This is a genomic window from Streptococcus sp. 4155 (genome assembly GCF_013276695.1).
Classification (GTDB): Bacteria; Bacillota; Bacilli; order Lactobacillales; family Streptococcaceae; genus Streptococcus; species Streptococcus pseudopneumoniae.
Window position 1 is genome coordinate 30,838 of the sequence record NZ_VMLM01000003.1, and the last position, 22,106, is coordinate 52,943.

General features: G+C 40.7%; 20 protein-coding genes. 4 read left to right on the top strand and 16 right to left on the bottom strand.

All coding sequences use genetic code 11. The features are described 5' to 3' along the window. Nucleotides 1-35: 35 nt before the first annotated feature. The 6 genes from HT715_RS00620 to HT715_RS00645 form a co-directional block, all read right to left on the bottom strand. Nucleotides 36-1,631 carry a hypothetical protein gene (locus HT715_RS00620; protein WP_000822846.1) on the bottom strand — a complete coding sequence of 532 codons (1,596 nt, stop codon included), beginning with the start codon at nt 1,629-1,631 and terminating at the stop codon, nt 36-38. An 11-nt stretch (nt 1,632-1,642) separates the two neighbouring features. After that, entirely contained in the window at nt 1,643-2,053 is a 411-nt protein-coding gene (locus HT715_RS00625) for a peptide deformylase (protein WP_000412232.1), read from the bottom strand. 260 nt (nt 2,054-2,313) lie between these two features. Then, nucleotides 2,314-3,111 carry a glutathione-dependent disulfide-bond oxidoreductase gene (gene yghU / locus HT715_RS00630; protein ID WP_001277396.1) on the bottom strand — a complete coding sequence of 266 codons (798 nt, stop codon included), beginning with the start codon at nt 3,109-3,111 and terminating at the stop codon, nt 2,314-2,316. Nucleotides 3,112-3,123: 12 nt separating this feature from the next. Continuing rightward, nucleotides 3,124-5,820 (bottom strand): cation-translocating P-type ATPase, encoded by a 2,697-nt coding sequence (locus HT715_RS00635; RefSeq protein WP_138706477.1) that lies wholly within the window; start codon nt 5,818-5,820, stop codon nt 3,124-3,126. Between the two features lie 287 nt (nt 5,821-6,107). Further along, on the bottom strand, nt 6,108-7,727 hold the full coding sequence (locus tag HT715_RS00640) for a hypothetical protein (RefSeq protein WP_138706476.1): 1,620 nt from the start codon (nt 7,725-7,727) through the stop codon (nt 6,108-6,110). Then, on the bottom strand, nt 7,721-8,806 hold the full coding sequence (locus HT715_RS00645; protein WP_138707381.1) for a bifunctional glycosyltransferase family 2/GtrA family protein: 1,086 nt from the start codon (nt 8,804-8,806) through the stop codon (nt 7,721-7,723). The genes HT715_RS00640 and HT715_RS00645 overlap by 7 nt, the downstream gene beginning before the upstream one ends. A 190-nt stretch (nt 8,807-8,996) precedes the next feature. On the opposite strand from HT715_RS00645, the gene mntE reads away from it, so the two are divergent. Then, nucleotides 8,997-10,181 (top strand): CDF family manganese efflux transporter MntE, encoded by a 1,185-nt coding sequence (gene mntE, locus HT715_RS00650; protein ID WP_138706474.1) that lies wholly within the window; start codon nt 8,997-8,999, stop codon nt 10,179-10,181. Between the two features lie 36 nt (nt 10,182-10,217). On the opposite strand, the gene HT715_RS00655 is transcribed toward mntE, so the two are convergent. The 8 genes from HT715_RS00655 to cdaA all read right to left on the bottom strand — a co-directional run bounded on the left by HT715_RS00655 (nt 10,218) and on the right by cdaA (nt 18,624). Then, nucleotides 10,218-12,089 (bottom strand): ABC-F family ATP-binding cassette domain-containing protein, encoded by a 1,872-nt coding sequence (locus HT715_RS00655; RefSeq protein ID WP_138706473.1) that lies wholly within the window; start codon nt 12,087-12,089, stop codon nt 10,218-10,220. Beyond that, on the bottom strand, nt 12,086-13,285 hold the full coding sequence (locus HT715_RS00660) for a CCA tRNA nucleotidyltransferase (protein ID WP_138706472.1): 1,200 nt from the start codon (nt 13,283-13,285) through the stop codon (nt 12,086-12,088). Before HT715_RS00660 ends, HT715_RS00655 begins: the two co-directional genes overlap by 4 nt. Next, a complete protein-coding gene (gene dapB / locus HT715_RS00665) occupies nt 13,282-14,049 on the bottom strand; it encodes a 4-hydroxy-tetrahydrodipicolinate reductase (RefSeq protein WP_138706471.1) in 768 nt (255 codons plus the stop codon). Before dapB ends, HT715_RS00660 begins: the two co-directional genes overlap by 4 nt. A 276-nt stretch (nt 14,050-14,325) precedes the next feature. Next, on the bottom strand, nt 14,326-15,174 hold the full coding sequence (locus HT715_RS00670; RefSeq protein WP_050261743.1) for a DegV family protein: 849 nt from the start codon (nt 15,172-15,174) through the stop codon (nt 14,326-14,328). Between the two features lies 1 nt (nt 15,175). Continuing rightward, the gene (locus HT715_RS00675) at nt 15,176-15,550 is read right to left on the bottom strand and encodes a DUF1149 family protein (protein WP_001050094.1); all 375 of its coding nucleotides are present in this window, start codon (nt 15,548-15,550) and stop codon (nt 15,176-15,178) included. A 73-nt stretch (nt 15,551-15,623) separates the two neighbouring features. Beyond that, nucleotides 15,624-16,976: a phosphoglucosamine mutase gene (gene glmM, locus HT715_RS00680; protein WP_138707380.1), complete on the bottom strand. Its 1,353-nt coding sequence runs from the start codon at nt 16,974-16,976 to the stop codon at nt 15,624-15,626. 24 nt (nt 16,977-17,000) lie between these two features. Beyond that, nucleotides 17,001-17,780, bottom strand: a complete 780-nt coding sequence (locus HT715_RS00685) for a CdaR family protein (protein WP_138707379.1) — start codon at nt 17,778-17,780, stop codon at nt 17,001-17,003. Next, nucleotides 17,767-18,624 carry a diadenylate cyclase CdaA gene (cdaA, locus tag HT715_RS00690; RefSeq protein WP_138707378.1) on the bottom strand — a complete coding sequence of 286 codons (858 nt, stop codon included), beginning with the start codon at nt 18,622-18,624 and terminating at the stop codon, nt 17,767-17,769. The genes HT715_RS00685 and cdaA overlap by 14 nt, the downstream gene beginning before the upstream one ends. Nucleotides 18,625-18,759: 135 nt before the next feature. Here cdaA and HT715_RS00695 point away from each other — a divergent pair, with 135 nt between their 5' ends. The 3 genes from HT715_RS00695 (at nt 18,760) to HT715_RS00705 (ending at nt 20,469) form a co-directional block, all read left to right on the top strand. Beyond that, nucleotides 18,760-19,728, top strand: coding sequence for an NAD(P)/FAD-dependent oxidoreductase (locus HT715_RS00695; protein WP_050261746.1), 969 nt, complete (start codon nt 18,760-18,762; stop codon nt 19,726-19,728). Nucleotides 19,729-19,989: 261 nt separating this feature from the next. Further along, nucleotides 19,990-20,148, top strand: a complete 159-nt coding sequence (locus tag HT715_RS00700; RefSeq protein WP_205380761.1) for a hypothetical protein — start codon at nt 19,990-19,992, stop codon at nt 20,146-20,148. 141 nt (nt 20,149-20,289) lie between these two features. Next, nucleotides 20,290-20,469 carry a hypothetical protein gene (locus tag HT715_RS00705; RefSeq protein ID WP_023937752.1) on the top strand — a complete coding sequence of 60 codons (180 nt, stop codon included), beginning with the start codon at nt 20,290-20,292 and terminating at the stop codon, nt 20,467-20,469. 205 nt (nt 20,470-20,674) lie between these two features. Here HT715_RS00705 and HT715_RS00710 read toward each other — a convergent pair whose 3' ends face one another. Continuing rightward, on the bottom strand, nt 20,675-21,631 hold the full coding sequence (locus HT715_RS00710; protein ID WP_023937751.1) for an N-acetylmuramoyl-L-alanine amidase family protein: 957 nt from the start codon (nt 21,629-21,631) through the stop codon (nt 20,675-20,677). Nucleotides 21,632-21,633: 2 nt separating this feature from the next. Then, nucleotides 21,634-21,963, bottom strand: a complete 330-nt coding sequence (locus HT715_RS00715) for a phage holin (protein WP_050207563.1) — start codon at nt 21,961-21,963, stop codon at nt 21,634-21,636. Nucleotides 21,964-22,106: the final 143 nt, after the last annotated feature.

Here is a 22,106-nt window from a genome sequence, read left to right on the forward strand (position 1 = left end):
AAGTTGACGTGGTTTGAAGAGATTTTCGCAGAGTATTACTGTACTTTAAAGGTCTTGAGATAGCTGTCTTTTCCTACTTGACCTTCGAAGGTTCTACCATTTTCAAGGTAAGGAAGGTCATCTGATACTGAGGCCTTAACCTTGTAAATCTTGCCATCAACTTTAAAGAAGTAGACGGTGTCGCCCTTGATAACAGCTGATTTGAGGTCTGCTACTACTCCCTTGATGCTTTCTGTCGTTGCATTGTCAATTTCAAGGTCGTTTTTATTGGCATACTTGCTGAGCATCTCTTCCACTGTAGTAGCTACGATAACATTTTGGTACTCGACTGCGTCTACTAGAGCATACTCTTTGACCAAGCCAGCATTGTCCTTCAAACCCATGATGTAGAAAGGCTTGTCATTGAGGTTGATGAGGATTGGGAAGGTTGCTTTGTAGGATTTCTCCTGAACAGCACCTTCTGCTGATTCACGGGCTGATTCTTCTGTCGCAGAAGCCAAGCTATACTTAGTAATTTCTCCTGTTCGCATATTTTCAAGGATGAAACCAAGATTACTCTCATCCGCATTAGCCGACGTCACACCTGTGTAGAGATAGATGTCATTACCGATAGACAAGTAATTATAGCCATTGGTAGTCTGGGTCACGTTTTTCTTGGAAATCATGGCATTCAAGAAACCGTCCTTGTACTTGCCGTTGTAGTTGATTTGCTCAATGGTTTCCTCTGCTGGATAGATCCTATCCACCCATTCTGGAACATCTGATAAGCTGTATTCCTTGGTTTCTCCATTTGTAGCATCCAAGATAATGACTGAAGCAGGACGAGGAACCGCAAGTCCAAATTGCTTTTGGTAAACCGTTGCTACATAGAAAGGATTGCCCTCATCGTCCACCTCAAAAGATGGAGTTTTAAAGATTTTGGTCGGGTACTTCAAGCGCAGGTGACGTTTGACATCACGGTTAAAATACTCCGAGTCTGAATACTTGATTGGTGTCTTCAAGTCCACCAAATCCGCATTTCCAGTTACCATGTCCACCTTGATATACTCACCGATTCCCTTGGCTTGATTGTTAAACCATTTGATAGGGTCTGCATATTCTAGTGGTGTGACCCGATAAGGTTTCCCATCAATTGTCAATTGGGTATAGGTATCTGCCGCTACGTATTGCGACACCTTATCGGTTAGGGAACCCAAGTAGCGGTCTCCAATTTTTTCAGCAGTACTTCTATCTAGGATAGGAACCTTACTGGTGTCACTCTTAGGAAATTCAGTAAAGTCTTTTTCCGTAACCGTGACTACATTGGCATAATTTTTAGCCTGAAACATGCTGGAAGTTACCAAGGAAACCAAAGCTGCCAAGAGAAGAATTCCTCCAATCAAAGCTAACAGAATTTTCCCTAACCGATTGATTTTGAAACCCTCAAGATTTAAGGCAGCTTCCGCCTTACCGTGGCGCACATGAACCGTTTTGACCAGATTGATTCCCTTGCCAAAGCCAAATAAGATTGCTACAAGCAGCAAATGCCCACAGAGGAAAAAGAGAAATTCCCAGCTGGTCAGGTTAAGGGGCGGTAAAAAGATATACCAGGTCGTTGCGATAAAAATAAGTTCAAAGACTATTCGTTTCATTTGCTTTCCTCCTAAATGATTCGTCCTTCCAAGTGATCCAACTCATGCTGGCAAATCTGAGCTGGGAAGCCTGTCAAGGTAATGGTCTGTTCCTGCCACTTAATGTCTCGATAGGACACCGTTATGCTTTCATAACGCTTAGTTGATCTCACACCTACCAAGGACAAACAGCCTTCTTCTGCCTCATAGGATCCTTCAAAGGACAGAAGCACTGGGTTAAACATGACCACGGGAACCAAGCCAAGATTAAAGATAATCACGCGCTTTTGCACCCCAATCATATTGGCAGCTAGACCAATGCAGGTCTCACGATTTGCTAAGAGTGTATACTGCAAATCTCTGGCAAGATAAAGGTCTTCCTGACTTGCCGGCTGAGATACCTGAGATAAAAACAAAATATCTTTTACAATTTTCTTTTCCACTTCCTCACACTCCTCTTGTTTTTTACTATATTATAACAATTATAGCACAAAAGCCGATAACTGCAAGCCCTTTCCCTCAACTGTAGCAAAAAGCCATCCGAAGATGACTTTTTTGCTACTTATACTCAATGAAAATCAAAAAGCAAACTAGGAAGCTAGCCACAGGTTGCTCAAAACACTGTTTTGAGGTTGCAGATAGAACTGACGAAGTCAGTAACATATATACGGCAAGGCGACGCTGACGTGGTTTGAAGAGATTTTCAAAGAGTATTAATTTCTTTATAAATTACTTCCATCCCACGCTTAACAGCTGGACGATTGGCAATTTTTTCTGCCCATTTTACTAAATTCTGGTAACTTGAGGCATCCAAGAATTTTGCAGAACCTTGGTAAAGTTTTCCTTGAACTAACTGTCCATACCAAGACCAGATGGCAATATCTGCAATCGTATAGTCATTGCCTGCAATATAAGGTTTCTGAGCCAATTCCTTATCCAATAAATCCAACTGGCGTTTCACTTCCATCGTAAAACGGTTAATAGGATATTCCAATTTTTCAGGGGCATAATTGAAGAAATGTCCAAATCCCCCACCTAGAAAAGGTGCTGCACCTGCTTGCCAGAATAGCCAATTCAAAACTTCTACCTTTTCCACAGGATTACTTGGTAAAAAAGTTCCAAATTTCTCAGCAAGGTAAAGAAGAATATGAGCAGACTCAAAGACTCTTACATCTTCAGTACCTGACTGGTCCAATAAGGCTGGAATCTTGGAATTTGGATTGAGCTTCACAAAGTCTGATCCGAATTGATCCCCATCCATGATAGCAATCTTATACAAGTCGTAAGCCGTTTCCTTAAAACCAGCCTCTAGTAATTCTTCCAATAAGATAGTGACCTTCACACCATTTGGTGTTCCCAGTGAATAAAGCTGAAAAGCTTGTTCTCCTTTTGGCAAGTTTTGTTCGAAACGGGCACCTGCTGTTGGTTTATTTAAGCCCGTAAAGGCTCCTTGATTACTAGCTTCATCCTGCCATACGGTCGGTAATTGATATGCTGACATCCGAAACCTCCCTTAAATCGCATTCTTGTCAAAACCGAGTTTGCGTTGAATGAACTTAACGATTTCGACGATGATAATCATTGAGAAGCTTCCAGCCATAACAATTCCCCATTGTGACAAGTCTAGTTTGGTTACGTGGAAGATTCCTTCAAGCGGTTCTACAACGATTGTTGCCATGAGAAGGATAAAGGATACCAAGATGGACCAGTTAAAGGTCTTAGACTTGAATGGACCAACTGTCAAGATGGATTGGTAGACAGACTTGACATTGTAAGCATGGAAGAGCTGAATCAAACCAAGGGTTGCAAAGGCCATCGTTAGGGCATCTGCATGAATAGCATGATTGTCACCCACATGAACTGGGTAAGCAATCGCAAGGCCATAAACACTCATAACAAGAGCTGCTTGGAGTACACCTTGATAAATGATAGAACTCAAAACACCACCTGAGAAGAAGCTTGCCTTGCGTCCACGTGGTTTATGATTCATGACACCAGGCTCCGCAGGTTCAACACCAAGAGCGATAGCTGGGAAGGTATCCGTTACCAAGTTGATCCACAAAAGATGAACCGGCTGTAAGACATCCCAACCAAACAAGGTTGATAGGAAGATGGTCAATACTTCAGCAGTATTGGCAGAAAGTAGGTACTGAATAGTCTTTTGAATGTTTGAGAAGACCTTACGTCCTTCTTCCACTGCGACGATAATAGTCGCAAAGTTATCATCTGCAAGAATCATATCAGAAGCCCCCTTAGAAACCTCTGTACCAGTGATTCCCATACCGATACCGATGTCTGCTGTTTTCAGAGCTGGGGCATCATTGACACCGTCACCTGTCATGGCAACGACCTTACCTTGTTTTTGCCAAGCCTTGACGATACGAACCTTGTGCTCTGGAGACACACGGGCATAAACAGAGTATTGACCAACAACTTTTTCAAAGTCTTCATCAGATAATTCGTTGAGCTCAGCACCAGTTAAAACGTGGTCTTCTGTATCGTTTGCATCAATGATTCCCAAACGTTTGGCAATAGCTTCTGCGGTGTCTTGGTGGTCACCTGTAATCATGATTGGACGAATTCCAGCTTCCTTAGCCACACGAACAGCCTCAGCGGCTTCAGGACGTTCAGGATCAATCATCCCAATCAAACCAGTGAAGATTAAATTATTTTCCAGCTCTTCAGAAGTGAGGTTTTCTGGAATGCTATCGATAATCTTATACGCACCTGCAAGGACACGCAAGGCTTGATGAGCCATTTCAGAGTTGTTTGTATGAATGAGGTTTGTGACCTTCTCATCAATCGGAGCAATATCCCCAGCCTTATCACGAAGAACACAACGTTTCAAGAGTTGGTCTGGCGCACCTTTAACAGCTACGAGGAAGCGTCCATCTGCAAGTGGATGAACTGTTGACATGAGCTTACGGTCAGAGTCAAATGGCAACTCCGCCATACGAGGATATTTGTCTAAAAATTCTTTGACATCGTAGCCCTTGTCCAAGGCATACTGGATAAAGGCTGTTTCGGTTGGATCACCAATCAGGTTGCCTTCCACATCGATTTTCGTATCATTGGCCAAGACAACTGAACGAAGGAGGGGCATTTCAAGACCCAGTTCAATGTCATCAACTGAGTCATGTAGGACTGCATCGTAGAAGATTTTTTCAACCGTCATCTTGTTCATGGTCAGCGTACCAGTCTTATCAGAAGCGATGATTTCAGTTGAACCAAGTGTTTCAACTGCTGGCAACTTACGAACGATGGAATGTCGTTTGGCTAAAACTTGAGTACCAAGGGAAAGAACGATGGTCACGATAGCAGGAAGTCCTTCTGGAATGGCTGCAACGGCAAGGGCAACAGAAGTCAACAACTCACCAAGTGGATTTTTCCCTTGAATGAAGACACCCACTACAAAAGTAACAAGGGCAATGACCAAGATAGCATAGGTCAAGACCTTAGAAAGGTTGTTCAAGTTTTGTTTAAGTGGTGTATCCGTCTCATCCGCATCTTGGAGCATGCCAGCGATATGACCAACTTCCGTGTACATCCCTGTATTGACAACAACACCAAGACCACGACCATAAGTCACATTTGAGTTTTGAAAGGCCATATTGACACGATCACCAATACCAGTATCTGCAGCAAGTTCAACTGTCAAGTCTTTTTCGACTGGTACAGACTCACCTGTCAGGGCTGCTTCTTCGATTTTAAGAGAGTTGGCTTCTAGCAAACGTAAGTCTGCTGGTACCACATCACCAGCTTCAAGGGCAACAATATCACCTGGTACCAATTCTTTAGAGTCAATCTCCGCCATATGCCCATCACGAAGAACGCGGGCAGCTGGACTAGACATGGATTTGAGGGCTTCAATGGCTTCTTCTGCTTTTCCTTCTTGATAAACACCAAAGGCAGCGTTAATGATAACCACGGCTAAAATGATAATGGCATCTGCGATATCTTCCCCACCAGAAGTCACGACTGACAAAATTGCTGCTGCAACTAGGATGATAATCATCAAATCCTTAAATTGCTCGATAAATTTGACCAGGATTGATCGTTTCTCACCTTCTTCGAGTTCATTGTGGCCAAATTCTGCAAGGCGCTTTTCCGCCTCACTTGATGACAAACCTTGCTCGGTCGCATCCACAGCCTTCAAGACCTCTTCAGGACTCTGAGTATAAAACGCTTGGCGTTTTTGTTCTTTTGACATGTGTCTCCTCCTTGACATTGTGTGCAAAACAGACTCTCTTTTCCCTCATCGCATCTTTTCACGACAAACAAAAAGAGACCTGTTAATCATAACAAGTCTCGCTGTTTAAGATAGTGCCGGAAAGCATACTTTTCAGTATAAAATTCGGAATGACGACACTATCACAGGTTTCTGCCAGCTACTCCCTTGAGTAGTACTATTATACCAAATTTTGAAAAATTTTCAAGGAATTGAATCATCTTAGACAGTCAAACTATCATGACTAATCATTACTATTTCATCAATAATCAATAATCAATAGTTAATACTTGAACACTTTCTCTATTATTCGAAACTTCTTCATCAAGATAGTCTATACTAACATCTTTTGTATGCAAGTCATAACGCAATAGAAACCATAAATATCCTTTAGATAGTGATTTTCTTTTTATTTGAACTACTGTAGGAATGCCTTTCTTATAGGATACACTTCTTAATCTTTCCTCTATTCTATAACGATCTGCTGTAAATTTACTTGTAATAAATTGATTAAATGCCTCTTTATTGATAAAAGCAACAGCTATCAATACAATAGAAAGCATATAGAGAAAATATTTAGAAAGCTGTACTGAGTATTTTAAAGAATAAATGAGCATAATCCCCAAAACAAATAATACAATTGTCATATTATATCTACTGAAACTATCTAAATTTTTTGCTTCATCATAGGGCATTGATACAATGTACATAGCTAACAAATTAAGATGATAAATAATATAAGTTAAACTAGGAAAAACGACTAACTCTATTCCCAATATTTTCTTTTTAGCTAAAATACAATAGATTAAAACTCCCCCTATTAGCACAAGCAAAATTAAAATAATATTATCAAATGAAAAAATTCGTTGAGCATATTGAAACATTATCTCAATTATTTTGCTTTTTCCTTTATCTAACAAATTCTCCTTATAACTCACTAAACTAAATGAATGTTTTGACTTATTTCCTGCAATAAAAACATAAGAAACATGTGCTTTCCATAAAATGTTTACAAAGACAATCCCAACAACTACATAGAATGTTTGTAACCAAATATGAAACCGTAATTCTTTTCTCATCCTAAAAGAATAGAAAATCATGAGAAATAGTGCAGAAATCACAAAAAATATACCACTTGTTTTTACAGATATCAAAAATAAAAAAATTAAACTAAGCTGATAAGTTATTTTTTGTAAACTCTTTTGATAAAAGACAATTATGTTGATAGTAGCCAATGCTAATGATGTCAACAATGTATCTACAAGTAAATCATAGGGCTGAATATTTACTATAAAGAGTAGTATGATAAACATTATGACTGGGATACTATACTTTTTCGAATTTCTAGAAATCCATACAAAAAATGTAAAGCATGCACTAAGTACTAGCCAAGATTGGGCAACACTCATAAATCCTTCAGAATGAAGACCTGTAATTTTTGACATATAGTAAATAAAGCTAGCACTACCTGTCGCATAACTTTGAAATTGTATTAGGTCAGATTGAAAATTAGGAAATTGATTATATGTTACAATTTCTTTAGCTACTATCCCCCAATGTGAAAAATTATCATAATGAATCCATAAATTATCTTTTAAAAGGATAAATAAGAATATCATAGCAAGAAAAAAACAAAAGGATTGCTGAATATATTTTTTATCACTTATCAAATAAAGAGAATATTTATTCAGAAAGATTCCTATACAAAAAAGAACAATCGAGGTCAGCTTCAATATATTCAAAAGACCTGAAAGAAAGATGATTGTCCCAATACCTGAAAAAACCACAACTGGAATAAAAGAAACTTCTATTTTCGTCTTTAATCTAAAAAAACTGAAATATCCAAAAATTGATAAAAATAATAAAAGCATTCTAAAAACAATTAGCATGGTAACTCCTTCTCTCTAAACACCCACCTTCTTTGAACTTGATAACTGGCGAGAAATAAGATTGTATCGACTACTATTTTAATAGCTGTTTCAGAACCAGAAAACATATTCCAAACAACTGTCACCATTGCTGCAGACAACAACATTTGGAAAGCAGCCAAGCTATAGTATTTCACAATCGTTTTATGAATCCTTTTTTCACCATCAAAGACAAAATTCTTATTCATTGTAAAATTAAAATAAGATGAAATTATTCTTGCCAAAATAGTTGATAATAGAATCAACAGTGCCCCCCTATGAATTCCTACAGATAGGGAAAGCCAAAGGAACAACTGAAACAATCCAATATCAACTAAAAAGGAAGAAAGAGAAGATAACAAATATTTAAAGAATGATGCAAAGATTACTTTGTAAATTCTCAATGAATCTTTAATAGGATTGAAATGAGTTTCAGCATTCCCATCAAAGTAAATAGTTTCAATCCTTATTTCTTTGATGGGAACTGAATTATCAAATGTATGGATTAACATTTTAGTCTCATACTCAAATCGTTCACCTGAAATCTCCAACATTTCATGTAAAATTGCCTTTGGAAAGCCTCGAAGTCCAGTCTGAGTATCTGTAATTTTTCGACCATAAAGCAATTTAAATACTAATTTTGTAAGCTTATTCCCAAATTTACTTTTTGGTGGAACATTTTCAGAATCAAAATCACGACAACCTAAAATGAGTGAGTCAGGATAATTAGAAATTGTCTCTACCATAGATAAGACATCTTCAACCCTATGTTGTCCATCCGAATCAGCAGTGACAATCCCGTTATATTCTTCTACATTTGGCATTGTCAGAAAATAGTTAAAAGCATTTTTTAAGGCACGACCCTTTCCTAAATTTTTTGCATGGGTTAATATCTGACATCCTTGTTTATCTCTTAGTTGTTCAAAAATATAACCACATTCTGACCTACTTCCATCATCTACAATTAGAATATCTTCTAAACCAGATTGCCTTAATTTTTCTATGTATTGAATCAAATCAAGTGGAGGATTTAGGGCAGGAATAACAATCAATGTTTTCATATAATCTCCTTTGGTATTTGCTAATATTTTTGTATAAAAAAGCATAAACTTCCAGATATCATTTTATCATGTTTCCTAAAAAAAAAAGCATTTTCTGCTTTGTATTTTCTTAGTTTTATCCGTCCTATTTGAATTTTCCCTTGAAAACCAGTATAATGGTAGAATGCTATGTGACTAGAAAGGAAGTTGAATGAAGCAATCTATTTCAAATCTCAAGTTGGCTGAGCGTGGGGCCATTATCAGCATTTCAACCTATTTAATCTTGTCTGCAGCAAAATTAGCAACTGGTCATCTTCTGCATTCATCCAGTTTGGTGGCTGATGGTTTTAACAACGTGTCGGACATCATTGGAAATGTGGCTCTCTTAATCGGGATTCGGATGGCGCGCCAGCCTGCAGACCGGGACCATCGTTTTGGTCACTGGAAAATTGAAGATTTGGCTAGTTTAATCACTTCCATCATTATGTTTTATGTTGGCTTTGATGTACTGAGGGACACCATTCAAAAGATTCTCAGTCGTGAAGAAACGGTCATTGATCCTCTTGGTGCAACTCTAGGAATCATTTCTACAGCGATTATGTTTCTAGTCTATCTCTACAATACTCGCCTCAGCAAGAAATCCAACTCCAAGGCGCTGAAGGCTGCCGCCCAGGACAATCTTTCTGATGCTGTTACCTCACTTGGTACGACTATTGCCATCCTAGCTAGCAGTTTCAATTATCCGATTGTAGATAGACTGGTTGCTATCATCATCACTTTCTTTATCTTGAAGACCGCCTATGATATCTTTATCGAGTCTTCCTTTAGTCTTTCAGATGGCTTTGACGATCGTCTGCTTGAGGACTATCAAAAGGCCATTATGGAAATTCCCAAGATCAGCAAGGTTAAGTCGCAAAGAGGTCGCACCTACGGTAGCAACATTTACCTTGATATTACGCTAGAAATGAATCCTGACTTATCTGTTTTTGAGAGTCATGAAATCGCGGATCAGGTCGAGTCTATGCTGGAGGAGCGTTTTGGCGTCTTTGACACCGATGTCCATATCGAGCCAGCACCTATCCCTGAGGATGAAATTTTAGACAATGTCTATAAAAAATTGCTTATGCGTGAACAATTGATTGATCAAGGAAATCAACTGGAAGAACTCTTGGCTGACGATTTTGTCTATATTCGTCAGGATGGAGAGCAGATGGATAAAGAGGCTTATAAAGCCGAAAAAGACTTGAATGCTGCTATCAAGGACATCCAAATCACTTCCATCAGTCAAAAGACCAAACTCATCTGCTATGAATTAGATGGTATCGTCCATACCAGTATCTGGCGTCGCCACGAAACTTGGCAAAATGTCTTCCACCAGGAAACAAAAAAAGAATAGAGAAATCCTGTCATGAGACGGGATTTTTCTATTCTTCTAACTATCAAATTCACTGAGATACTCATAGCGTTCGTATTTTTCAAGGAGTGCTTCATTTTTCTCATCCAATTCTTTTTGGAGAGTAGCCAGCTTACCAAAGTCAGAGCCGTTAGCCTGCATTTCCTCTTCAATAGCAGCGATACGGTTTTCCAAGGCTTCAATATCGCCTTCAATGCTTGCCCACTCCTGCTTTTCTTGGTAGGTCATGCGTTTCTTGCCTTCACGAACCTTGACCACTTTCTCCTTTTCAGCCTTTTGCACTTGATTGGCCATCTCTGTTTCAAAGACTTTTTCATCAAGATAGTCGGTATAATGACCAAAGAAAGGACGAATCTTGCCATCCTCAAAAGCCAGAATCTTAGTCGCTGCCTTATCCAAGAAATAGCGGTCGTGACTAACAGTCAAAACTGGACCAGCAAAGCCTTGCAAGAAATTCTCCAAAACTGTCAAGGTTGCAATATCCAAATCATTAGTCGGTTCGTCCAAGAGAAGAACATTTGGTTTCTCCAAAAGCAGTTTGAGGAGATAAAGACGTTTTTTCTCTCCCCCAGACAATTTCTCAATTAAGGTTCCATGCGTCGAACGTGGGAAAAGGAACTGCTCCAGCAACTCTGCAATCGAAGTCGTAGAACCACCGCTGGTCTTGACCTCTTCTGCCACTTCCTGCAAGTAATTGATAACTCGCTTGCTTTCATCCAAGCCCTCAATTTGCTGAGAGAAATAGGCAATGCGAACAGTTTCCCCAATCACAACTTGTCCTGTTGTCGGCTCAAGACTGCCTGCAATCAGGTTGAGCAGGGTCGATTTCCCAACACCGTTGTCCCCAACAATTCCAATACGATCTTTAGCCTGCACCAAGAGATTAAAATTCTGTAAAATTGGCTTATCATCATAGGCAAAGGAAACATCCTGAAACTCGATGACTTTCTTCCCAATCCGACTGGTTTCAAAGTTCATGGTCAAGTCTGTCTCAGCAGTACTGCCTGAAACTTCTTTCTTCAAGTCGTGGAAACGATTGATACGAGCTTGTTGCTTGGTCGCACGCGCCTGCGGTTGTCTGCACATCCAGGCTAATTCTTGCTTATAAAGTTGTTCCTTTTTGTGGAGAAGAGCCGCATCGCGCTCATCCTGTTCTGCCTTGAGGCGAACATAGTCCTGATAATTGCCCTGATACTCGGTCAATCCAGCTCTATCCAACTCGAAAATCCGTGTTGACAAAGCGTCCAAGAAATAACGGTCGTGGGTAATAAAAAGGACGGTCTTCTTGGAATTTTTCAAAAAGAGGGTCAGCCACTCAATGGTCGCAATGTCCAGATGGTTGGTCGGCTCATCCAAAAGCAAAAGGTCGTGATTGCCAAGTAAGACTTGCGCCAACTGAACCCGTCTTCTTAGGCCACCTGACAATTCCCCAACAGGAGTAGATAAGTCCTGAATCCCCAGCTTGCTAAGAACCGTCTTGACCTGACTCTCAATTTCCCAAGCTTGGAGAGAGTCCATTTCTGCCATGACACGTTCCAAACGTGCCTGCTTGTCCTCACTATAGTTGAGCATGATCAATTCGTACTCACGAATGAGCTGGATTTCCTTGAGGTCGCTAGATAGAACCGTATCCAAGACCGTCTTGCTATCATCAAAATCAGGATCCTGAGTCAAGTAACCAATCTGGTAATCATTCTTAGCTGAAAAAGGACTGACATCCCCATCAAAGCCAGAAACACCAGAAAGGACATCTAAAAGAGTGGTCTTCCCTGTTCCATTGACACCAATCAGACCAATTCTGTCTAGATCATGGATGATAAAGGAAATATTCTTAAAAACGGTCTTGTCACCGACGGATTTACTTAGTTTTTCAACGATAAAATCACTCATTTTTTCTCCCTCAGATAAGCATGGATGTCTTGACGGTCATTTTCCAATTCTCCATCGACAATGGCATATTCAATCTCTGTTAAAATCTCTCCCAAGTCTGGGCCCGGCTGATAGCCATATTCCTTGATCAAAATACCACCGTTGATTTGGATCTCTTTCTTGTCATGAATGGTCAAACTCTGATAGGTTTCTGTGATGGCTTGTGGATTAACTTCTTTTCCTTGGGCCTGACGAAGATTTTCAGCCTGTAAAAGTAAATCCAAGTCAAAGCGATAACAATCGCGCTTGCTCAATTCTCCCTTTTCACGCAGAGCCAAAATAGTCAGCAAATCCTGAACTTGCTTGGCAAACTGGCGTGAGGTCTTCCAAGCCTTCAAAAAGGGCTGCGCATTTTCAATCTCCAAAGTCCACAAAAGAGCTGCCCAAGCTTGCTCTGAAGATTCAAAGGTGAAATCAGTCTCCAAATCAAACAGTCTATTGAGCTTGTCTTGGCTAGATGCCATATCAGGAAGATAGTCATAAGCTTGACTCTCAATCATGGAAGCCAAGCCCCTTCTCCAAAACGGAGCCAGCAAGAGTTTATCAAACTCAACGAAGGTACGCTCCACAGAAATTTTCTCCAAAAGTGGCGTCAAAGTCTTCATAGCTTTAAAGGTTTCTGACTCAAGCTCAAAGCCAAGACTAGCCTGAAAACGAAAACCACGCATAATCCGCAGAGCGTCTTCGTTGAAACGCTCACTAGCTACACCAACCGCTCGCAAAACTTGATTTTCTAAATCGTCTAGCCCATGGAACAAGTCAATGATTTCCCCTGTCTCGTCCAAGGCAAAGGCGTTGACTGTGAAATCACGGCGTTTGAGGTCTTCTTCTAGCGAGCGCACAAAGGAAACCGCACTGGGTCTGCGATAGTCCACATAGACATCCTCTGTCCGAAAGGTGGTTACCTCATACTCCTCATCCCCATCTAAGACCAAGACGGTTCCATGCTCGATTCCGATATCGGCTGTTCGCGGAAAAATCTGCTTGGTCTCTTCTGGATAAGAAGACGTCGCAATATCCACATCGTGGATGGGACGATTGAGGAGGGCATCTCGAACAGAGCCCCCAACAAAATAGGCTTCAAATCCTGCTTCTTTAATTTTTTCTAATACTGGTAAAGCCTTCTGAAATTCAGAAGGCATTTGCGTTAATCTCATAATAAGTGTTCTAATCCATAGACAAGCTCATGACGCTTGACAACTTCTTTAATTCCCAAATTCACCCCTGTCATGAAGGAGCTGCGATCATAGGAGTCATGACGGAGGGTCAATCCTTCTCCCTGATTGCCAAAAATGACTTCCTGATGGGCTACCAAGCCTGGTAAACGAACTGAGTGGATGCGCATGCCATCAAAGTCAGCACCACGGGCACCTGCAATCAATTCTTCCTCATCAGGCGCACCTTGCTGGGTAGACTCTCGAACTTCTGCCATTAACTCAGCTGTTTTAATAGCTGTTCCACTCGGAGCATCCTTTTTCTTGTCATGATGGAGCTCGATAATCTCAACATTTGGGAAATATTTGGCAGCTTGCGTCGCAAATTGCATGAGTAAGACAGCACCCAAGGCAAAATTTGGAGCGATCAAGCCACCCAAATCTTGGGCACGAGAAAATACTTTTAGCTCTGTAATTTCTTCACTCGTGAAACCAGTCGTTCCAACTACTGGAGCAAAGCCATTTTCAAGAGCAAAGCGTGTATTTTCATAGGCAACAGCTGGAGTTGTAAAATCTACCCAAACATCCGCTTCAAAGCCTGCTAAATCAGCCTTATCCTTGAAAACAGGAATTCCCTGCCATTCTGACTCAGACTCAAAAGGATCCAAAACTGCTACCAAGTCCAAGTCTGGATCAGCCAAGACCATCTGACAAGCAGCTTGACCCATCTTTCCCTTAAAACCAGCAATAATTACTCGAATACTCATCTCTACTCCTGTCTAAGATACAAGGCCTGTAAGAACACAAAGTGAAAATAGGAATTCTGATCAAGAAGTGTCTACTCCTTGGAAGAACTATCTTTTTCACACAGGGTCCCAGGCGTGTTCAATTATCAAGATACAAAGGACCTTAGCTGCCCATGAAAAATAGGGAATGACGCTGACTTGCCACGAAAGGCAAGACAGGCATCTTTTTTCAAGAGGCAGGTAGTCCGTGTTCAATTGCTAAGATACAAGGCATCTTAACTAGTCTAAAAGTGCCAACTAAATCACTGGAATATAACCTAGAGCAATACTTCCTGCTCCTAGGTGGGTTCCAATGACACTACCAAATGTAGCTAGTGAAATATCCGTACCCACTCCAGATTCAATCAAGTGGTGACGCAATTCTTCAGCCTTTTCAGGAGCATTCCCATGAATGACAATGACCCGATATTGGCCTGAAGTCGTTGTTTCCTTGATGATTTCAATCAAGCGCTTGGTTGCTTTCTTTTCCGTACGAACTTTTTCGTAAACTTCAATCACACCTTGATCGTTAAAATAAAGGATTGGCTTAATGCTAAGCAAATTGCCCAAAATGGCAGCCCCATTTGAAAGGCGCCCACCTTTTACCAAATGATCCAGGTCATCTACCATGATAAAAGCTGACGTACGGCTGATTTGAATAGCTAGCTTATCCTGAATGATAGCAAAATCATCGCCCTGATCTCGCCAGTTAAAGACGCTTTCAACCATGATGCCTAGGGGAGCGCTTGTAATCAAAGTGTCTGGGAAAGCAATGGTTAAACCTTCATAGTCATCCACCATATACTGAATATTTTGGTAAAAACCTGAAATTCCAGAAGATAGGAACAGCCCCAAGGCATGTGTATAACCTTGTTCTTTGAGCGAAGTTAAGATCTCATCTAACTTGGCAATACTTGGTTGACTGGTCTTAGGCAATTCAGAAGCCTGAGCCATTTTTGGGTAAAATTCCTCAGCAGTCAGATTGATGCCTTCGACATACTCCTCACCATCAATATTGACAGGAATATCCAAGACATACAAATCTTCTCTTTGCAAGGTCTCTGCACTGAGATAGGCAGAAGAATCTGTGATAACAGCTAGTTTCATATTAGAACTCCAAATTGATTCCTGGTAAGTCTAATGCAATTTCAGTTACTTCGTAAGTCAAACGGTTGAGCATATTCAAACATGGACGAGCCAAAGTTTCCACTTCTTCTTGGCTCAATTCACTTGGTTCATTGACAATACGGCCATCGATATGATTTACCTGTGAAATGGTTCCACTGATGACAAACTTATCAAATACAATCATAAATGTCAAGATGACAATCAAGGAAGTCACTTGATTTTCTTGATTATGTTGGAGCAATTGGAAGTTCACATCCACCTTAGTTTCAGGAGCTCCATTTTCATTTTCCCATTCAAAATTACGCGCATCAAAATGATACTGACTAACAAATTCTTGTTCACGTTTAAGATTCATATCTTTCTCCCTCGGCTACAATATTATAAGCTATTGTACCATAATTTTTTATTTTCATCTAGTTTTCTAAGTTTTAGTCCATCCCAATTTCAGCTCGAACTACGTCTGCGATGGTATCAACATAGTAGTCAACTTCTTCTGTGGTAGGCGCTTCTGCCATAACACGCAAGAGGGGCTCTGTTCCACTTGGGCGTACTAAGATACGACCATTCCCTGCCATTTCTTCTTCCATCTTCTCGATGATAGCCTTGATAGCTGGCACTTCCATAGCCTTTTCCTTCACGGCATTTTCCACTCGGATATTGACTAATTTTTGTGGATAGATGGTTACTTCTGCTGCCAACTCTGACAAGCTCTTACCAGTTTCCTTCATGATTTTTGTCAATTGGACAGCGGATAATTGACCATCACCTGTTGTATTGTAGTCCATCAAGATAACGTGCCCAGATTGTTCACCACCGAGGTTGTAGCCTGATTTTCGCATTTCTTCAACAACGTAGCGGTCGCCAACTGCAGTGACTACCTTGTTAATACCTTCGCGATCCAAGGCCTTGTGGAAACCAAGGTTAGACATAACAGTTGTCACAATTGTATTTTGAGCCAATTGTCCTTTTTCAGAAAGGTATTCCCCAATGATGTACATAATCTTGTCACCATCGACGATGTCGCCATTTTCATCAACAGCAATCAAACGGTCACTGTCTCCATCAAAGGCCAAACCAATAGCTGAGCCGCTTTCTTTGACCACTTCTTGAAGGGTTTCTGGGTGGGTTGAACCAACATTAAGGTTGATGTTAAGACCATCTGGTGTTTCCCCTATAACAGTCAACTGAGCACCAAGGGCTGCAAAGATTTGACGGGCACTTGTAGAAGCTGCACCATTAGCTGTATCCAAGGCAACCTTCATTCCTTCAAGAGGAGTTCCAGTTGAAACAAGGTAGCCTTCATACTTACGCAAGCCTTCTGGATAATCTACCAAGGTTCCCAAGCCTTCTGCACTTGGACGAGGAAGAGTGTCTTCCGCAGCATCTAGCAAGGCTTCAATTTCTGCTTCTTTTTCGTCATCTAGTTTGAAGCCATCACCGCCAAAGAACTTGATTCCATTATCAAGGGCTGGGTTGTGGCTAGCAGAAATCATGACACCGGCGCTTGCTCCCTCAGTTTTTACCAAGTAAGCTACTGCTGGTGTCGCCAGAACACCTAGTTTGTATACGTGAATTCCTACAGATAGAAGACCAGCTACCAAGGCAGATTCTAGCATTTCCCCTGAAATACGTGTGTCACGTCCTATAAAGACTTTCGGTGCTTCCGTTTCATGTTGACTAAGAACATAGCCTCCAAAACGTCCTAGCTTAAAAGCTAATTCTGGAGTAAGTTCCACATTAGCTTCTCCACGGACTCCATCAGTCCCAAAATATTTACCCATTTTTATAAAATCCTTTTTCTATTTTTAATTCGTTTTTGAACTAGTTGCTTTCGTTGACGAAGATGTCTCCGATGAACTGCTTGTAGTTGAATTTGATGTGCTTGAACTTGGTGCTGCTGGTTTTGTAGTTACCTTCATTGTTGTATCAAAGGGAGTGATAACTGTCGGTAAGACAACACCATTGCGGTCGATTGCCTGCAAAGGTACTGAACCACTGTAATTACCTGTTATGTGTTCGCTAGTTGGCAAGACAGCGATAATCTTATCAATTCTATCCAATGTCTCTTGATCACTCGTAATCGACACTTCTTCATCTGACACCGTGACATTTTCAATCTGTACCCGACTATCAATTTGACTAGGGTCAATCTCTGGTACAACCTTTACCTTATCCTTCTGAGCCTTCTTCCCAATCTTGACTGTAATTTTTTGCGGAGTCGCCACAGCGGTCAGCCCATTGGGTAAATCTTCAATGCTCAAAGGAACTTCAATCGTTCCAACACTGGCATCTGTTAGGTCAGCAGTAACCTTGAATTTACGTGTGCTTTCTTGCATTTCACTAGCTAGCGATAGGCGATTTGCACCAGTCAAGACCACTGATACTTCTGAAGCAAAACCACTAATAAAATACTCATCACTATTATAGCGTATGTCAATAGGGACATTTGTTACTGTATTCGTATAGGTTTCCGTTTTTACCTGCCTAGCACTGGTACTGTTTTGAAAATTCGTCGCCGTAGCATAGACAAATAAGACACAAGCAAAAAAGAGTGAGGATATGATATATAAACTATTTTTTCTCATGTTTCCATCCTCCTAGCAATCGTTCTTTAAAACTAAGACCTGCTTCCTCTTTTGGAAGTAAGATTTCACGTAATTCTGTTTCAAATTCATCAAGTGTTAGGTTGTGCTTAAAGCTTCCATTATAGGTTATCGAAATTCCTCCCGTTTCCTCTGATACGACAAAAGTCAAGGCATCTGAGACTTCTGATAAACCGATAGCCGCTCGGTGTCTGGTTCCAAATTCCTTGGAAATCCCTGTGTTTTCTGTCAAAGGTAGATAGGCAGACGTCACAGCGATACGTTCTTCTCTGATAATCACCGCACCATCATGTAGGGGAGTGTTGGGAATAAAAATGTTAATGAGAAGTTCTGCAGAAATCTTAGCATCCAAGGGAATTCCTGTCGAAATATACTCCTGCAAGGTACGTACACGCTGAATAGCAACCAAGGCCCCGATTTTACGAGGACTCATGTATTCAACTGATTTAACAAAGGCACGAATCATCTGTTCCTCAGCACTAATAGGGGCATTGGAAAAGAAATCTGTCGCTCTTCCCAAACGTTCCAAACCAGTCCGAATCTCTGGAGAGAAGATAACAACCGCCGCAATAATCCCATAAGTAATAATTTGATTGATTAACCAAGAAATCGTAGTCAAGCCAATCATATTTGCAAGGATTTGAGCTAAAATAAACACCAAAACTCCACGTACCAAAATCATAATCTTGGTTCCTGCAATAGCTTTTGTAAAATGGTATAAAATATAAGCAACAATCAAAATATCAATCAGATTGATAGCTATCGTCCATGGACTTGCAAACAAACTGGTCCAATATTGCAGATTGGATAATTGTTGAAAATTCATCCCTGATATCCTCCCTATCAAAACACTTTCATCCTATTATACCATTTTCTGGCATTTTTTTCCCTATCCTAGTCCATTTTACATTGAGCAAAAATATGATAAAATAAACTGACTAGAAAAAACAAAGGAGAAACTATGTCTCAACTCTATGATATTACCATTGTAGGTGGTGGTCCTGTCGGGCTTTTTGCGGCCTTTTACGCCCACCTACGCCAAGCTAAGGTTCAAATCATCGACTCTCTTCCCCAGCTAGGTGGACAACCTGCTATTCTCTATCCCGAAAAGGAAATCCTAGACGTACCAGGTTTCTCAAATCTGACTGGAGAAGAGTTGACTAACCGCTTGATTGAACAGCTAAACAGCTTTGATACCCCTATCCATCTCAACGAAACGGTGCTTGAGATTGAAAAACAAGAAGAGGGCTTTATCATTACAACTTCTAAAGGAAGTCACCTGTCTAAAACTGTTATCATCGCTATGGGTGGCGGTGCCTTTAAACCACGTCCTCTGGAGCTAGAAGGCGTTGAAGGCTATGAAAATATCCACTACCACGTTTCCAACATTCAGCAATACGCTGGCAAAAAAGTGACCATTCTTGGTGGAGGAGACTCAGCTGTGGATTGGGCTTTGGCTTTTGAAAAAATTTCACCAACCACCCTTGTCCACCGCAGAGATAATTTCCGTGCCTTGGAACACAGTGTCCAAGCCTTACAGGAATCATCTGTGACCATCAAGACACCATTCGTCCCTAGCCAACTCCTTGGAGATGGAAAAACGCTCGATAAACTTGAAATCACAAAAGTCAAATCTGATGAAACCGAAACGATTGACCTAGACCACCTCTTTGTCAACTATGGCTTCAAATCTTCTGTCGGTAACCTTAAAAACTGGGGTCTCGACCTCAATCGTTACAAGATTATTGTCAACAGCAAACAAGAATCTAGCCAAGCAGGTATCTATGCTATCGGTGACTGCTGCTACTATGACGGAAAAATTGACTTGATTGCGACAGGTCTCGGAGAAGCTCCAACTGCTGTCAATAATGCTATCAACTACATCGACCCTGAGCAAAAAGTACAACCAAAACACTCTACTAGTTTATAAAAAAGAACCACGAGTCACATAGGATGCGTGGTTTTATAATTCATCGGCTTTTACAAATACCTTTACATCGTTTTACTATATCTTACAATACCTTTTAAAACAGCTATATTTTGAGCTTTTAAATAAATGTTTTTACATCATTTTACAGAGGTTTACGACACTTTTGCCCCTTTTTTGCCCCCTGTTTTTTAAAAAACTTCATCAAAACTCTTGACTTTCTCGGTATACCGTGATATAATATAATCAAGATAAGGAAAGGGGGTGATGAAATTGAACAAAGAAGATTGGCTTAGGTTACTTGAAAAGGCAATAGACAATATTCCTGAAACGGTAACTGCTATCGCAAGTCTAGTGACCGCAATAACGGTCGCAAGGCAAAACAAAAAGCGTAAACCGAAATCCCGCAAAAGAAAAAGGTAAACGCTAAGAGGTTGGGGCGAAAGCCCCTCACACCTCTATTTTATCAAATGGAACGAGGAAATGCAATGGTTAGTGCAATAGCTATTTTTATAATTGCAATTAATGTATACATTTATCTAAAAAACAAAAAGGACAAATAAGATGAGAAAAGTTATTCAAGAATTGTTAGACAGTTCGATGTCTACATCTGCTATTTCGCAAGGCGCTGGAGTTCCATGGACTACCGTTTCTGACCTCAGAAAAGGAAAAACAAGTATGGACAAAATGGCACTTCTCACAGCGGAAAAACTTTATGAATTTGCTACAACTGATAAGCAGTGATTTCGGTCACTGTTTTTTATTTTTAACAAAACACCGTTTTTGACAATAATACACCACGATTTCCTCTCCATATTCTTCATGTAAACGCTTTTTTGAACAATAGGATTGTGATTTTGCTTTCTAATCGTTCAAAATGTGTGTTTTTGTAAAATAAAAAAACCGCAAGCCTGAGCCTGCGGTTGGTGTAATCTATTTTGAAGCCTTTCTATTTAGTCGTAATCAAGCCGTCTGGCTCTACTGTGAACTCTGGTTTATCTGCCATTGTTCCGTCTGGTTTGATGTAGTACCAGCCTGTTCCGTCTGCGGACTGGACGAAGGCGTTTGATACCATGGCACCTTCTTTACCGTCAAGATAATACCAAGTCTCCTTGTACTTGACCCATCCTGTCTTCATAGCACCCTCTACGTCGAAATAATACCACTTCTCAGCGATTTTCTTCCAGCCTGTCGCCATTTCACCTGACTGGTCAAACCAGTACCAATTACCATCTGTGTGCTTCTTCCAGCGGTTCGCAAGCATGTAGCCTGAGCCGTCGAAGTAATACCAGGTGCCGTTGACCTTCTCAAACTTGTCTTTTGGATAAGAGCCGTCTGAGTGTACATACCAATAGCCTGTATCGTTCTTCTTCCAACCTGTTTCAATTGTCAAGCCACTTTCAATATCCTGCTTGAACTGTTCACGGCTAATGCCCCATTTGGCTAGATATGGATACGGGTCAACGTGGTCTGAATGATTGTCTGGTTGGTTATTGGTACAGTATTCATGTGTTTTGATACCTTCCAAACTGCTTGTATCAAGCGTTTTCGGCAAACCTGCTTCATCTGCTAGATTGCGTAAGAGTTCGATATAGAGACGGTAGTCAGCCATGAACTCTTCTGTAGTTGAATGGCTTTCAATCAATTCAACTGCCGCATAGCTTTCCGCATTCCAACCGCCACCAACGTCCCACGCTCCGTTGTTTACAGGGCCTACTTGCATGACACGACCGTTACCAACGACATGAGAGAAGAACCCAAGCTCAGGGTTCTTTCTGTAGTGATAATCAGCTTCATTTTGCACGGTAGAATTACGGTTCCCCGTAGAGTGAGCGTGCACTTGTCGATATGGCGCATAGCCTACTTGTGGCAAGCCTGTACGTAGTCTGCTTGTATCGATATCCATACCTATTCCCTCCAAGCATCGTTCATCTGCTTCACTGCGGACTCCACAAAGGTATCCAAGTCCTTATCGGTCATGCTGATCTTATATTTGGTCAGCACTGCCCGGATTTTAGTGCGAGCCTGTGCCAATTTTTCATCACCTTTATAACCTGTCGCAGCAGCCACCTGCTCCACGGCATGAACTGCGTTCTTGGCTAGGATTTCAGCGATGATTACCGCTTTCTCTCCGCCTTTACGCAAAAGATAGTCTTTCACCATTTTCACGATACTGCCTACTGCTACTGCTAAAAAGCCTGTCGCAAAAGCGATAATAAATTCATTAAATTGTGTCATGTGTTGTTTCCTTTCTATTCTCTATAAAACTTAACATTAACGCTACCTATATACTCCCTTAAGTTTGTACCAGTTAGATATATGACTCCTCGGTTATACATATCAGCCTGAATTCTTATTAATCTGCTATTATTGAGTTGTAC

Coding starts and splice junctions, on each gene's coding strand:
- HT715_RS00620 (WP_000822846.1), bottom strand. CDS start 1,631: ATGAAACGAATAGTCTTTGAACTTATTTTTATCGCAACGACCTGGTAT.
- yghU (WP_001277396.1), bottom strand. CDS start 3,111: ATGTCAGCATATCAATTACCGACCGTATGGCAGGATGAAGCTAGTAAT.
- HT715_RS00635 (WP_138706477.1), bottom strand. CDS start 5,820: ATGTCAAAAGAACAAAAACGCCAAGCGTTTTATACTCAGAGTCCTGAA.
- HT715_RS00640 (WP_138706476.1), bottom strand. CDS start 7,727: ATGCTAATTGTTTTTAGAATGCTTTTATTATTTTTATCAATTTTTGGA.
- HT715_RS00645 (WP_138707381.1), bottom strand. CDS start 8,806: ATGAAAACATTGATTGTTATTCCTGCCCTAAATCCTCCACTTGATTTG.
- mntE (WP_138706474.1), top strand. CDS start 8,997: ATGAAGCAATCTATTTCAAATCTCAAGTTGGCTGAGCGTGGGGCCATT.
- HT715_RS00655 (WP_138706473.1), bottom strand. CDS start 12,089: ATGAGTGATTTTATCGTTGAAAAACTAAGTAAATCCGTCGGTGACAAG.
- HT715_RS00660 (WP_138706472.1), bottom strand. CDS start 13,285: ATGAGATTAACGCAAATGCCTTCTGAATTTCAGAAGGCTTTACCAGTA.
- dapB (WP_138706471.1), bottom strand. CDS start 14,049: ATGAGTATTCGAGTAATTATTGCTGGTTTTAAGGGAAAGATGGGTCAA.
- HT715_RS00670 (WP_050261743.1), bottom strand. CDS start 15,174: ATGAAACTAGCTGTTATCACAGATTCTTCTGCCTATCTCAGTGCAGAG.
- HT715_RS00675 (WP_001050094.1), bottom strand. CDS start 15,550: ATGAATCTTAAACGTGAACAAGAATTTGTTAGTCAGTATCATTTTGAT.
- glmM (WP_138707380.1), bottom strand. CDS start 16,976: ATGGGTAAATATTTTGGGACTGATGGAGTCCGTGGAGAAGCTAATGTG.
- HT715_RS00685 (WP_138707379.1), bottom strand. CDS start 17,780: ATGAGAAAAAATAGTTTATATATCATATCCTCACTCTTTTTTGCTTGT.
- cdaA (WP_138707378.1), bottom strand. CDS start 18,624: ATGAATTTTCAACAATTATCCAATCTGCAATATTGGACCAGTTTGTTT.
- HT715_RS00695 (WP_050261746.1), top strand. CDS start 18,760: ATGTCTCAACTCTATGATATTACCATTGTAGGTGGTGGTCCTGTCGGG.
- HT715_RS00705 (WP_023937752.1), top strand. CDS start 20,290: ATGAGAAAAGTTATTCAAGAATTGTTAGACAGTTCGATGTCTACATCT.
- HT715_RS00710 (WP_023937751.1), bottom strand. CDS start 21,631: ATGGATATCGATACAAGCAGACTACGTACAGGCTTGCCACAAGTAGGC.
- HT715_RS00715 (WP_050207563.1), bottom strand. CDS start 21,963: ATGACACAATTTAATGAATTTATTATCGCTTTTGCGACAGGCTTTTTA.